Annotated in this window: 12 protein-coding genes; 10 read left to right on the top strand and 2 right to left on the bottom strand. The window is 69.3% G+C overall.

The genetic code is table 11. The annotated features are described in order from the left end of the window. Nucleotides 1-38: 38 nt before the first annotated feature. The 5 genes from IE195_RS01300 (at nt 39) to IE195_RS01280 (ending at nt 6,349) form a co-directional block, all read left to right on the top strand. Nucleotides 39-620, top strand: a complete 582-nt coding sequence (locus IE195_RS01300) for an amino-acid N-acetyltransferase (protein WP_191266987.1) — start codon at nt 39-41, stop codon at nt 618-620. Between the two features lie 443 nt (nt 621-1,063). Further along, nucleotides 1,064-1,345, top strand: a complete 282-nt coding sequence (locus tag IE195_RS01295; RefSeq protein WP_191266985.1) for a hypothetical protein — start codon at nt 1,064-1,066, stop codon at nt 1,343-1,345. Nucleotides 1,346-1,558: 213 nt separating this feature from the next. Then, a complete protein-coding gene (locus IE195_RS01290; RefSeq protein ID WP_191266983.1) occupies nt 1,559-1,897 on the top strand; it encodes a histone-like nucleoid-structuring protein Lsr2 in 339 nt (112 codons plus the stop codon). Between the two features lie 953 nt (nt 1,898-2,850). Further along, a complete protein-coding gene (locus IE195_RS01285) occupies nt 2,851-5,355 on the top strand; it encodes an ATP-dependent Clp protease ATP-binding subunit (RefSeq protein WP_191266981.1) in 2,505 nt (834 codons plus the stop codon). A 136-nt stretch (nt 5,356-5,491) separates the two neighbouring features. Continuing rightward, the gene (locus tag IE195_RS01280; RefSeq protein WP_229826045.1) at nt 5,492-6,349 is read left to right on the top strand and encodes a thioredoxin-like domain-containing protein; all 858 of its coding nucleotides are present in this window, start codon (nt 5,492-5,494) and stop codon (nt 6,347-6,349) included. 28 nt (nt 6,350-6,377) lie between these two features. Here IE195_RS01280 and IE195_RS01275 read toward each other — a convergent pair whose 3' ends face one another. Beyond that, nucleotides 6,378-7,253: an iron-sulfur binding domain-containing protein gene (locus IE195_RS01275; protein ID WP_191266979.1), complete on the bottom strand. Its 876-nt coding sequence runs from the start codon at nt 7,251-7,253 to the stop codon at nt 6,378-6,380. Between the two features lie 63 nt (nt 7,254-7,316). On the opposite strand from IE195_RS01275, the gene IE195_RS01270 reads away from it, so the two are divergent. Both IE195_RS01270 and IE195_RS01265 read left to right on the top strand, forming a co-directional pair. Continuing rightward, nucleotides 7,317-8,084 (top strand): hypothetical protein, encoded by a 768-nt coding sequence (locus tag IE195_RS01270; RefSeq protein WP_225942554.1) that lies wholly within the window; start codon nt 7,317-7,319, stop codon nt 8,082-8,084. A gap of 108 nt (nt 8,085-8,192) precedes the next feature. Continuing rightward, the gene (locus IE195_RS01265; RefSeq protein WP_229826044.1) at nt 8,193-8,630 is read left to right on the top strand and encodes an SSI family serine proteinase inhibitor; all 438 of its coding nucleotides are present in this window, start codon (nt 8,193-8,195) and stop codon (nt 8,628-8,630) included. Between the two features lie 16 nt (nt 8,631-8,646). Here IE195_RS01265 and radA read toward each other — a convergent pair whose 3' ends face one another. Then, a complete protein-coding gene (radA, locus tag IE195_RS01260) occupies nt 8,647-10,017 on the bottom strand; it encodes a DNA repair protein RadA (protein WP_191266977.1) in 1,371 nt (456 codons plus the stop codon). A gap of 184 nt (nt 10,018-10,201) precedes the next feature. On the opposite strand from radA, the gene IE195_RS01255 reads away from it, so the two are divergent. From IE195_RS01255 to IE195_RS01245, 3 genes are all read left to right on the top strand, one after another. Beyond that, on the top strand, nt 10,202-11,128 hold the full coding sequence (locus IE195_RS01255; protein WP_191266975.1) for an SGNH/GDSL hydrolase family protein: 927 nt from the start codon (nt 10,202-10,204) through the stop codon (nt 11,126-11,128). Between the two features lie 221 nt (nt 11,129-11,349). After that, on the top strand, nt 11,350-11,943 hold the full coding sequence (locus tag IE195_RS01250) for a C40 family peptidase (RefSeq protein ID WP_191266973.1): 594 nt from the start codon (nt 11,350-11,352) through the stop codon (nt 11,941-11,943). Nucleotides 11,944-12,129: 186 nt separating this feature from the next. Next, nucleotides 12,130-13,068, top strand: coding sequence for a sugar phosphate isomerase/epimerase family protein (locus tag IE195_RS01245; RefSeq protein WP_191266971.1), 939 nt, complete (start codon nt 12,130-12,132; stop codon nt 13,066-13,068). Nucleotides 13,069-13,159 lie beyond the last annotated feature (91 nt).

The raw sequence follows: 13,159 nt of genomic DNA, 5'->3' as shown, positions 1-13,159 counted from the left end.
TCCGGCGGGAGGCCGCGTGGGCGTAGTCTGGTCCGGCTATGCCCGTTCGTCATGTCCGGGTCCGCCGCGCCAGGACGCGCGACGTGGCCCATATCCGCCGCCTGGTCGACACCTACTCCGTTGACCGGCGGGTGCTCTCCAAGAGCACGGTCAACCTCTACGAGGACATCCAGGAGTTCTGGGTGGCCGAGGTGGAGGAGGACTCCCCCGACACCCCAGGCGACCCCCTCCGGCCGGAGGGTGAGGTCCGTGTGGTCGGCTGCGGCGCCCTCCACGTCCTGTGGGAGGACCTGGCGGAGGTACGCACCGTTGCGGTGGACCCCTCCCTACGCGGTTTCGGTGTCGGTCACCGAATCGTGACTGAACTTCTGAACACCGCGCGCGAGTTGGGCGTACAGCGTGTGTTCTGTCTGACATTCGAGACCGGTTTCTTCGCCAAACACGGCTTTGCCCCGATCCAGGGGACCCCCGTCTCCTTGCGTGTCTACGAGGAACTCCTGCGTTCCTATGACGAGGGGGTGGCCGAATTCCTCGATCTTGAGCGGGTCAAACCCAACACCCTGGGGAACACCCGGATGCTTGTGCACCTGGGTGCCGACTCCGCAAGCGCGCCTGGCTAAAGGATTTGGGTCCCGGATAGGATCCGCTTCCCCTTCCCTCCGCTTCATCGGGTCCTCCCGCCGTGCGCGCTTAAGCGCACCGGGTGGTATGGGCGTGGAACAAGGCAGGTAATGTGTACCTGCGTCCGTCCGGATCGTCGGTGGGCCGGCGAAGTGGCGATCGGACGTTGCGGATCCCAGTTTTTCCGGATCCCCGGTGTTCGATCGTCTGAGCGTCAGCGGTCTTCCGCGTGACGGTGCGAGAGCGGACCGGACATTGGCCGTCATGGGTCTTTGCCGAGGCGTCTTCGGTACGTCCGGTGTCAAACCGGTGGCAAACGATGTCTATGATGTCTGGTATGCGTTTGCCCGGCGGTGCCGGAGCGCCATCCCCCAGGGCAGTCCCGACACTGAGTCGGGTATTTGCTGCAATAAGTAACAACCAGGAAGGGTAGGCCGCTTCGATGGGTGACTTTTTGTCATCGGTGCTTCCCCCTGGACTGATCGACGTATTGTCCGCGCTCATCCCGCCGGTGGTAGTCGCGACCGTGTTCTGTGCCTTCGTCATCCAGCTGCTGCGCAAGGAGATGGCGCCGCGGAGGATGGACGGAAGCCTGGTCAGCGACGAGGAGACCGGCGCGGAAGACGCGGGTGACAAGGGCGCGGCCAAGGTCGGCGAGACCGAGGCGACGAACGAGACGCCGATTGCCCAGGGTCGGGAACGCACCGAATCCGACGGTCGTTAGCCCCGGGGTCCGACGAACCCGGACCCGAACGCTCCCGAAGCGGGGGACATGCGTGCGTGTGCCGCTGGCCGCCCCGCGCTGCTTCGGCGACCCCGAATCACGCCGATCCGGATCCGCATGATTTCTGGCACGCCGGGAATTGTCTTTCGCGTTCTCGCGAGATAGCTTTATATTCAGGTGTGGAGACACCGCTCTTCTGAAAGGTTTGATTCCATGGCACAGAAGGTCCAGGTTTTCCTGGTCGACGACCTCGACGGCGGCGAGGCCGAGGAGACGGTGACGTTCGGTCTCGATGGATCGACGTACGAAATCGACCTCAGCGCGGGTAATGCTGCCAAGCTCCGCGAGGCCCTTACCCCGTTCGTCGAAGCTTCCCGCAAGGCCCCGGCGAAGCAGGCTCGTGGTGGCTCCCGGCGCGGAAGCCGGAATGCTCCCAGCCGTGAGCGCAGCGCCGAGATTCGCGCTTGGGCGAAGGCTGCCGGGAAGCCCGTCAATGAGCGCGGCCGTATCCCCGCGGCCATCGTCGCCGAATACGAGGCCGTCAAGGGTTAGGTTTGCCACTGCCCCGGTCGGCCGAAATGTTGTCAGTTCTTGATCAAGATTTCGTCCCGCGGCTTCAGTTCACCGCCCCGAACCCGTACATCCCGAGGCCCGGATCGGCCCGAACGTCCCATGAGCAAGGACGTTCGAGGCGCCGGAGAACCGCCGGGCCCGGTATCCGCGTGACATCGCGGGCCGGACCGGCTGTGTCCGGTGCGCCGGCAGGACCGGTAGCGCCGGAGTGCCTGTGACACCGGGATCCCGCGACAAGCGGGGCGAAGGGGATACTCCGGGGGCGTGGAGCTGTTCCGATGCCGCGGGCCGTGTCGGCGGCCGGGGCGGGCAGGACCCCGCCGACAGCAGCGATGCTGGCGGGGCGGGTACCGTTGTGCCGTGGTCCGAGGGACCGCGGCGGGGGAGCCCGGGGCACGCGGGGCCGTCAGGTCCCGCCACCGTCGGACCCCGAGGTGTTCCGGGGAGCGCCCGGGCCCGCCGGGGAGGCCGGGAAACCGGTTCCCGAAGCCGTCCTGGACGGCTTCGCCCCTCTCGGGGCGCGCAGGGCACGCGTCCGTCACCGGACGACGGTCCGGAGCATTTCTGCTTGAAGAACAACACGACTTCGGCTTGTTCGCTAAGAGCCGATAATCCGGCTTGCACACGTGCGGCCCGGGCACTCTCGCGATGGATGGGAGTGCCCGGGTCGTTCGCCTTCGGCGTACAGGGAAATCTGACGCGGCAATTGGTAGTTGGATGTTGGGTGAACGCCCTATCGTCGGGGAAAGTCTCTGACACGGACGGCTGCGGTCGGCCGTGCGGAGATGTCCATCCACGTCGGCAGCCGCCGACAGGATGGACGGGTGCGACAGTGCTCCCCGGGGCGGTTATCCCTGTGGGGCCGATATGCGGAAGAGTTGGGTCGGAAAGAACCGTCCCTGCCTGACCGCTCTGTAGAGGAGCGACGAGACATGTTCGAGAGGTTTACCGACCGCGCGCGGCGAGTGGTGGTTCTGGCCCAGGAAGAGGCCAGGATGCTCAACCACAACTACATCGGTACGGAGCACATCCTGCTCGGCCTCATCCACGAGGGTGAGGGCGTCGCCGCCAAGGCTCTGGAGAGCCTTGGTATCAGCCTCGAAGCGGTTCGGCAGCAGGTAGAGGAGATCATCGGGCAGGGCCAGCAGGCGCCGTCGGGGCACATCCCCTTCACCCCGCGCGCCAAGAAGGTCCTCGAGCTGTCGCTGCGCGAGGCGCTTCAGCTCGGCCACAACTACATCGGTACCGAGCACATACTGCTGGGCCTGATCCGCGAGGGTGAGGGCGTCGCCGCCCAGGTCCTCGTCAAGCTCGGAGCGGACCTCAACCGCGTCCGCCAGCAGGTCATCCAGCTGCTGCACGGGTACCAGGGCAAGGAGCCGCAGGCCACCGGGGCCTCCTCCGAGTCCACCCCCTCCACCTCGCTGGTGCTGGACCAGTTCGGCCGCAACCTGACGCAGGCCGCGCGCGAGTCCAAGCTCGACCCGGTCATCGGCCGGGACAAGGAAATCGAGCGCGTCATGCAGGTGCTCTCACGGCGCACCAAGAACAACCCGGTGCTGATCGGTGAGCCCGGCGTCGGTAAGACCGCCGTCGTCGAGGGCCTTGCGCAGAAGATCGTCAAGGGGGAGATCCCCGAGACGCTCAAGGACAAGCAGCTGTACACGCTCGACCTCGGCGCCCTGGTCGCCGGCAGCCGCTACCGCGGTGACTTCGAGGAGCGCCTCAAGAAGGTGCTCAAGGAGATCCGCACCCGCGGCGACATCATCCTCTTCATCGACGAGCTGCACACGCTGGTCGGCGCGGGGGCGGCGGAAGGTGCCATAGACGCCGCCTCCATCCTGAAGCCCATGCTGGCCCGGGGTGAGCTGCAGACCATCGGCGCGACCACGCTCGACGAGTACCGCAAGTACCTGGAGAAGGACGCCGCCCTGGAGCGGCGCTTCCAGCCGATCCAGGTGGACGAGCCGTCGACCAAGCACGCCATCGAGATCCTCAAGGGCCTGCGTGACCGCTACGAGGCCCACCACCGCGTCTCGATCACCGACAGTGCACTCGTGGCCGCCGCGCAACTGGCCGACCGCTACATCAGCGACCGGTTCCTGCCGGACAAGGCGATCGACCTCATCGACGAGGCCGGTTCCCGGATGCGCATCCGCCGGATGACCGCTCCGCCGGACCTGCGTGAGTTCGACGAGAAGATCGCGGCCGTGCGCCGCGACAAGGAGTCGGCCATCGACGAGCAGGACTTCGAGAAGGCCGCCTCCCTGCGTGACGACGAGAAGCAGCTGCTCAGTAAGAAGGCGCAGCGGGAGAAGGAGTGGAAGGCCGGCGACATGGACGTCGTGGCCGAGGTCGACGAGGAGCTCATCGCAGAGGTCCTTGCCGCCTCCACCGGCATCCCGGTCTTCAAGCTGACCGAGGAGGAGAGCTCCCGCCTGCTGCGCATGGAGGACGAGCTGCACCGCCGGGTCATCGGCCAGGAGGACGCCATCAAGGCGCTCTCGCAGGCCATCCGCCGTACCCGCGCCGGTCTGAAGGACCCCAAGCGTCCCGGTGGTTCGTTCATCTTCGCCGGTCCGTCCGGTGTGGGTAAGACCGAGCTGTCCAAGACCCTCGCCGAGTTCCTCTTCGGGGACGAGGACTCGCTGATCCAGCTCGACATGTCCGAGTTCATGGAGAAGCACACGGTCTCGCGGCTGTTCGGTTCGCCTCCCGGCTACGTCGGCTACGAGGAGGGCGGCCAGCTCACCGAGAAGGTGCGCCGCAAGCCGTTCTCCGTGGTCCTCTTCGACGAGATCGAGAAGGCCCACAACGACATCTTCAACTCTCTGCTCCAGGTGCTGGAGGAGGGTCGTCTCACCGACGCCCAGGGTCGCAACGTCGACTTCAAGAACACGGTCATCATCATGACGACCAACCTGGGTACGCGGGACATCTCCAAGGGCCAGGCCATGGGCTTCGCCAAGGAGGACGACGCCAACACCAACTACGAGCGGATGAAGGCGAAGGTCAGCGAGGAGCTCAAGACCAACTTCCGGCCGGAGTTCCTCAACCGTGTGGACGACGTCATCGTCTTCCACCAGCTGACCGAGTCGGAGATCTTCCAGATCGTGGATCTGATGATCACGAGCCTGGACGGTCGCCTCAAGGAGAAGGACATGGGCATCGAGCTTCGCCCCAAGGCGAAGAAGGTCCTGTCCGAGCGCGGGTTCGACCCGGTCCTGGGCGCGCGGCCGCTGCGTCGCACCATCCAGCGGGAGATCGAGGACCAGCTCTCCGAGAAGATCCTGTTCGGCGACCTCAAGGCGGGTCAGATCGTCGTGATCGACGCCGAGGGCGAGGGCACGGACGCCAAGTTCACCTTCAAGGGTGTTCCCAAGCCCGCCGAGGTGCCGGACACCCCCGAGGTGGAGTCCGCCGCCAAGGGCGAGTAACGCTGCTGACCGGCCACCCGCCGGTACCGGTCCGAGTGCGGACGGGGGCATCCCTTCGGGGGTGCCCCCGTCGGCGTTTCCGGGGCGGGGCGGCCGGGTCGGGGCCGCGGGACCGGGAGACGCTAGGGTGCCGTCCGTGGCCTATCCAAACGATCCCCGTCAGGGCGGCCCCCAGCCGCCGCAGGGGCCTCCTCCCGGCCCCTCGTTCCCGCACGGTCCCTCAGGGGCGTACGAGGCGCCCCAGGGGCCTCCCGGAGGCCAGGGTCCGCCGCCCGGTCATCCGCAGCAGGGTCCGCCCCCCGGCTACCCACCGCAGGGTCCGCCCCCCGGCTACCCGCCGTACGGTTATCCGGGGGTTCCCGGACCCGCACCCGAACAGCGGTCCGCGGCGCCGTGGCTGATCGTCGGCGGCATCGTGCTCGCGCTGGTCCTGGTGGCGGGTGTGGTCCTCGGCGGGGTGTGGCTGTACGGCGGGTCCGGTAACGGCGTCGCGGCAGGAGGCGGAGCCTCGGAGACCGAGACCTTCGAGGGCCTGTCGAGGGAGCACGTGGACACCGGAGAGACCGTCGACTACGAGCAGTTTCCTCCGGTGGGCGGTGAGCACTACGGCTTCTGGCAGAACTGCGGTGTCTACGACGAACCGGTCCTGACCGAGGCGGCCGTCCACTCCCTCGAGCACGGTGCGGTCTGGATCACCCACGACCCCGGTCTGGACCCGGCCGGGGTCGAGGCGCTGGCCGCATACCACCTCTCCGGCTCCTACGTCCTGGTCAGCCCGATGGAGGGCCTGCCCTCCGCGGTGGTGGCCTCCGCCTGGGGCGCCCAGCTCAGGACGGACGACCCCCGGGACCCGGAACTGGGCGCCTTCCTGCGCGAGTACGAGCAGAGCCAGGAGTCCCCGGAACCCGGAGCGCCGTGCACCGGCGCCTACGACGGCACCCAGGCGGAGTTCGACGCCCAGGGCGCAGGGGCCCTCGAGGAGCGGATGAACTGAGCGTCCCCGCCGACACGCACCGGTCGTCTCATCCGGGCAGTGCGTAGCGGCCGTCGTCCAACGGGTCCACCAGACCGTCCTGGACCAGGGCGTCCAGGGCTCGTTCACGTTGGACGCGGTCGTCCCAGACCGAGTCCAACGCGTCCTTGGCGACCGGTTCGCGTGAGTCGCGCAGGACGGCGAGAAGTCTGCCGCGCACCTGGCGGTCGGTGCCCGCGTAGGTCTGTCCGCGCCGGGGCGGGCCGTCGTAGGCGGGTTTCCCGGCGAGCTTCCAGGCGCACTGCCCGGCGATGGGGCAGTCCGCGCAACGCGGTGAACGTGCGGTGCAGACCAGGGCGCCCAACTCCATCACGGCCACGCCCCAGCGGACCGCCACCGAGGGGACCGGCGGCAGGAGGGACTCGGCGAGAGCGGTCTCCGCCTTGGTCTGGGTTTTCGGCGGGTACTCGACCCCGGTTTCGGCCCGAGCCAGGACCCGCCGCACATTGGTGTCCAAAATCGCGTGCCGCTGCCCGTGGGCGAAGCTCGCCACGGCCGCAGCGGTGTACGCGCCGATCCCCGGGAGCGAGAGCAGCGTCGCGTGGTCCCCGGGGACCACGCCGCCGTGCTCCTCGGTGATGGCGACCGCGCAGGCGTGCAGGCGCAGGGCCCGGCGGGGGTAGCCGAGCCGGTTCCACATGCGCACCGCCTCGCCGGAGGGCTCTTCTGCCAGGTGGGCAGGGGTGGGCCAGCGTTCCATCCAGGCCTGCCAGGCGGGGAGGACCCGGACGACGGGGGTCTGCTGGAGCATGATCTCGCTGACCAGGATGGACCAGGGCGAGGCGTGCGGCGCACGCCAGGGGAGGTCTCGGGCGTTGGTCTCGTACCACGCCAGAACGGCGGTGCTGTAAGGGTTATCGCTCATCTTTAACGGGAAATCGGCGGGTTGAGTAGGTGGGTGGCGCGCAAAACCGCAATACTACGGCCCATGGCGTCAAGTACCGGACACCCCGCACCCGTCAGCAAGGACATCTACTGGAGGCGGCGTGCCTTCGTGCTGGCCGGTCTGATGCTGGTGCTCGCGCTCATCACGTACGCGTGCCGTCCCTCCGGTGACGACGGCGAGCCGACGGGCTCGCAGGCGGCACTGGAGGAACCCGGGGCCTCTCCCAGTATCGCGGAGGACGAGCCCTCCGAACCCGAAACGGAGGAAGAGGCGGAGGACCCGTCCGCCTCGCCCTCTCCCTCTCCGTCGGAAGGCGGGGAGGCCGAAGGCGGGGAGGACGCCGGCGGCGGCTCCGGGGAGGCGGAGAGCGAGGACGGGGGCGAGGTTGCGGCTCCCGAGCGCCCCGAGGACCCGTGCCGCCCGCAGGACGTCGTCGTCACCTTCGACTTCGCCGAGGACGACCGGGAGGTGTACGGCGGCGGCGCCAGCCCCGGTTTCAAGGTGACCGTGGTCAACGTCGCCGAGCAGACCTGTACCGCCGGCGTGGGGCCGGAGGCGATCGAACTGAGGATTCACTCCGGCGACGACCGGGTCTACTCCTCCGCGGACTGCGTCGAGGGCAAGGCCGAGGAGGAGCGCCAGCTCAGCCAGGGCCGACCGCACGAGTACACCCTCGACTGGGCGCGGGAACGCTCCTTCACCGACTGCCGGGAGAGCAGTGCGAAGGCCCAGCCGGGCTGGTACAAGGCCAACCTGCACGGCGAACACGTCGGGAACGTCGACCAGCTCGTGTTCCAGCTCAAGGCCTGAGAACCCGACCCGAGCCGACCCAGCCCGTCTCCGGGCTGGGTTCTCGTGTGTCCGGGGTGGCTTGCCGCAAAGTCATGACCCTTGGTCATTGAATGACTACCATTCGGAGTGAACTCTGCTTCCCCGACCCTGGAGTCCGCCGTGAAACGCATCGCCGCCGTCCTGACGTGTGCCGCAGCCGCCTCGTTCGCCCTGGCCGCGCCCGGGCACGCGGACACCGCGCGGACCGGTACCGCGCAGGCCCCCGTGTACAAGCTGGAGCTCTACACCCCCGCCGAACAGCGCGAGGAGACCGGTATGAGCTGGTACCGCGCGGTCGTCCTGACGTGTGACCAGCCCGGGGGCTCCCACCCCCGCGCAGAGGAGGCCTGCGGCCTCATCGCCGAGCACGGCGGCATCGCCGGGATCCAGGGGGCCGGGGACGATGTCTGCACGATGGTCTACCAGCCGGTCACCGCCAGGGTCACCGGAGCGGAGGAGTACGAGGAGACCTTCAGCAACGCCTGTGTCATGAAGAGCGCCAAGGGCGCGGTCCTGGACTTCTAGCGGCGGGCGCCCGCGCTCACTCCTCCCTGCGGGAGCGGCGGCGCCGCGCGACCCGGGTCAGGGCCTCGCTCAGCTCCTCCACCTCGTGGACGCGGATGCCCGGGACCGGGTCGCCGAAGTGCTGGGGCACGACCGCCTCGGTGAAGCCCAGGCGCTGTGCCTCGGCGACCCGGCGGCGTACCCCGTTCACACTGCGCACGTCACCGGCGAGGCCGACCTCACCGACCGCCATGAACCCCCTCGGCAGGGCGACGTCGTTGCTGGAGCTGGCCGCGGCCAGGGCCAGGGCCAGGTCGACGGCAGGTTCGCCCAGCTTCACGCCGCCCACGGTCGAGGCGTACACGTCCATGTTGGCCAGCCTCATCCCGGTCCGCTTCTCCAACACCGCCAGGATCATGTTCACCCGCGAGGTGTCCAGACCCGAGGTGGCCCGGCGGGGAGCGGGTAGCGGGGTCGGCGCGACGAGGGCCTGGACCTCGGTGATGAGGGGGCGCCGACCCTCCAGGGCGACGGTCACGCAGGTGCCCGGCACCGGGTCGGTCCGTTCGGTGAGGAAGAGGCCGCTGGGGTCGGGTAGCCCGAAGATGCCCTTCTCGGTGAGCTCGAAGACACCGATCTCGTCGGTGGGGCCGTACCGGTTCTTGACCGCGCGGAGCAGGCGCAGCTGGGAGTGGCGCTCACCCTCGAAGTGCAGGACGACGTCGACCAGGTGCTCCAGCATGCGGGGTCCCGCGATGGAACCGTCCTTGGTGACGTGGCCGACCAGCACGGTCGCGATGCCGCGCTCCTTGGCGATCTGGATGAGCGCCCCGGTCACCTGCCGGATCTGGGTGACACCGCCCGGGACGCCGGCGGCCTCGGGGGAGACCATCGTCTGTACCGAGTCCACGATCAGCAGCTTGGGGGCGACGGCCTCCACGTGGTTGACCAGGGTGGCCACCGAGGTCTCCGCGGCGAGGAAGAGCTGGTCCGAGAGGGCGCCGAGGCGTTCGGCGCGCAGGCGCACCTGCCCGGCGGACTCCTCGCCGGTCACGTACAGCACGGGGGCGTCGGCCGCACGCATCGCGGCGACCTCCAGGAGGAGGGTCGACTTTCCCACGCCCGGTTCTCCGGCGAGCAGGACCACACCGCCGGGGACGGCTCCGCCGCCCAGTACCCGGTCGAGTTCGTCCACCCCGGTGGGGACCGCCTCGGCGCTCTCCACGCTGATCTCGGTGATGGGGCGGGCCCGGGAGGTCACGGGGGCGGCAGCGACGGCGGCGGGCGCGGGAGCGCCTGCCTCCTCGACGGTGCCCCAGGCCTGGCACTCCCCGCAGCGCCCCACCCACTTGAGGGTGCTCCATCCGCACTCGGCGCACCGGAACGTGGTCTTCGCTGCTTTTGCCATGGTCGACACGCTAACGGCTGCCGGGGACAGCTCTCGCTGCCACGGCAGGGGTGGCCCGGGACACAGGAAAGTTACCTACGGGTTAGGGCCCTTCTTTCGTAGGTCGTGTTAGAGACTTCCTGGGGAGTCACTCCCCGGGTCCGAACGCTCCGATGCCCCCGCTCCTTGGAGAGAGGAAACCCACGTGTTCCGTACACGCCGATCCCCCGCCGTCTCCCGCAGCACCCGAAGCGACCGCCGTCCGGGAGCCCTGCGCCGCCTCGCCCGGATCACGGCCCCGCTGGCCCTGGCAGCACTGGGAACTTCCCTGGTCAGCGCGCCCGCCGCCGCGGACGAGGCGCAGGCCTCGGCCTTCGGCCACTACGTCGCCATCGGGGACTCCTTCGTCGCCGGCCCCATGGTCGCCAGTGCCCGGATGCCGCTCCTGGGCTGTATGCAGTCCTCGGTCAACTACCCCAAGCTCCTGGCGGAGGAGCTGGGGATCACCGAGATCACCGACGTGAGTTGTTCCGGTGCGCGGATGGACCACCTCTACGAGGCCCAGTTCGACGACACCCCGCCGCAGCTGGACGCGCTCCGGCCCGACACCGACCTGGTCACGGTGGGTATCGCGGGCAACGACTTCGGTTTCTCCGACGTGCTCGTCGAGTGCGCGAAGCAGAGCCTGCGCAACCCGTGGGGCAGCCCGTGCGCGAACCACTACGGAGACGAGCTGGACCAGCGGATCGAGGGGCTGCGGAGCGAGGTCTCGGGGGTCTACGCGGACATCGCGGAGCGCAGCCCCAACGCCACGGTCCTCAGCGTCGGCTACCTCCAGATCCTTCCGGAGAGCGGCGGCTGCTGGCCCAGCACGCCGATCGCCCGCGGTGACGTTCCGTTCCTGGACGAGGTCCAGACCGCGCTCAACGAGATGCTCAGGGAGGAGGCGCAGGGCCAGGGGGCCGTCTTCGTCGACACCTTCGAACGCGGTCACGACGTCTGCCAGGGCTCGGACACCCGTTGGGTGGAGGGGCTGATCCCGGAGGACGGGGCGCCCATCCACCCGAACAACCTCGGTATGGCCGCGACGACCGACTTCGTCCACTCCTCCCTGGGGGTGCCGGTCCCGTAGCGCACGGTCACTGCTCTCGGTGGTACGCGGTTGGTTAGTGGTTCTCTGGCCGTTTTGTCTACCGAAGTCAAGCAGGCTTTACCGTCTTTGGATACCGATTTGGCTACGGAGAGTGACAACTCTTGGTGTCTGTGTGACCAATGGTGGTGGGTCGGTGGTCGTGAGACCCGCGTCACAGCGGCGCGGGCGGCCCCGACGGACCACACAGGGAGAACCACGCCATGCGACTACCGCGACACCACGAGCAAACGCGGGCCTGCCGTCCCACCACGGACCCGGGGCGGCAGGCCGTAACCGCCCAGTCGCGACGCCGCACGCCGCGCGTGCTCGCCGTCGCCGTTCTCGCGGCCGCGGCCCTGGCCGCCGGGGGAGCCCCGGCCCTGGCCCAGCCCGCACCGGCCGCCCCCGTCGCCGCGGAGGGCGCACGCGGTTCCGAGCGGATCCACCAGGCACTCTCCTCCAGCACCGTCGAGAAGGCCATCAGCGCCGCGGAGGCCCAGAAGGGCAAGCCCTACGCCTGGGGCGGGACCGGCCCGGACTCCTTCGACTGCTCGGGCCTGGTGCAGTACTCCTTCAAACGGGCGGGGGTGGGCCTGCCCCGGATCGCCCACGACCAGGTCAACTCCGGGACCCGGGTCAGCTACGCCAAGGCCAGGCGCGGCGACCTCCTCTACTGGACCGACAGCGGCGGATACGCCTACCACGTCGCCATCTACCTCGGCGGCGGCCGCATGATCGACGCCCCGAACTCCGGCGGCAGTATCTCCGAACGGGCCGTGAACCACTACAACCTCGCCGGCGCCGTGCGTCTTTGAACCGGCCCCGAACAGGCGCCCGAAGGCGCCCCGACAGCTGACGACGGCCGTCTCCCGTGCTCCTGGGGGCGGCCGTCCCCCTCTGCCGCGCCGGCCCCCGGAGGGAGGGGAAGAGGGGCCGCCCGCCACGCCACGTTCACCCGGGCGGACGCCCCGGGGAGCCGTGAAGCGCATAGTCTGGTTCCCGTGAGCCCTATCCAGGTCCCAGACGCGCCCGTGGTCCTCTCGTCGGCGTCGGTCTACCCGGAGAAGACCCCGGCGGCCTTCGAGATCGCCGCGAAACTGGGGTACGACGGTGTCGAGGTCCTCGTCTCCTCCGACCCGACCAGCCAGGACACCGAACTCCTCCGGCGCCTCTCCGACTACCACCAGATGCCCGTCACCGCGGTCCACTCGCCCTGCCTCGTACTGACCCAGCGCGTGTGGGGCCGGGAGCCCTGGGGCAAGCTCGTCCGCTCCAAGGAGATGGCCGAGGCCCTGGGCGCCAGCACGATCGTGGTGCACCCGGCCTTCCGCTGGCAGCGCGAGTACGCCCGTGACTTCGAGAACGGCGTCGCCCGCATGCAGGAGGAGACCGACGTAATCTTCGCCGTGGAGAACATGTACCCGGTGCGGGTGCGTGACCGGGAGGTCGTCCCCTACGCACCGAGCTGGAACCCGCTCGACCGCGACTACCCCGACGTCACCCTCGACCTCTCGCACACCGCCATGTCCGGATCGGACGCGATGGACATGGCCAAACAACTGGGCAGCCGCCTCTCCCACGTGCACGTCGCCGACGGGCTCGGCGGGCAGAACCTCGACGAGCACCTCATCCCCGGCCGCGGCAGCCAGCCCGTCGCCGAGCTGCTCGAACACCTGGCGGGCAACGGCTACGAGGGACAACTCGTCCTGGAGGTGAGCACCCGCAAGGCCCCCGACCGCCAGGCGCGCATGCGGGAACTCGCCGAGGCGTTGGCCTTCACCCGGCTGCACTTCGCCCAGGGGCCTCCGGGCTCCGAATCCGTGCAGGGCCGCCGCGAGCGCATCGCGCTGCTCCGCAGGCGGCCCCAGTCGCCGCCCCGGCGCTTCTCGGTGGACCCCGGGGGAGCGGCTGACGACGAGGGTTCGGTCGACCAGGGCTGACACCCCGGTCGGCCGGTTGTCCAGTGGTTGGGACGACCGGTCCGTTCCCCGGGGCCGGGGGGCTAGCGTGGAGGGGATCCGCAGAGAGGAC

Source organism: Nocardiopsis terrae, from assembly GCF_014651695.1.
Taxonomy (GTDB): Bacteria; Actinomycetota; Actinomycetes; order Streptosporangiales; family Streptosporangiaceae; genus Nocardiopsis; species Nocardiopsis terrae.
This window is presented reverse-complemented; position numbering and strand designations above follow the sequence as displayed.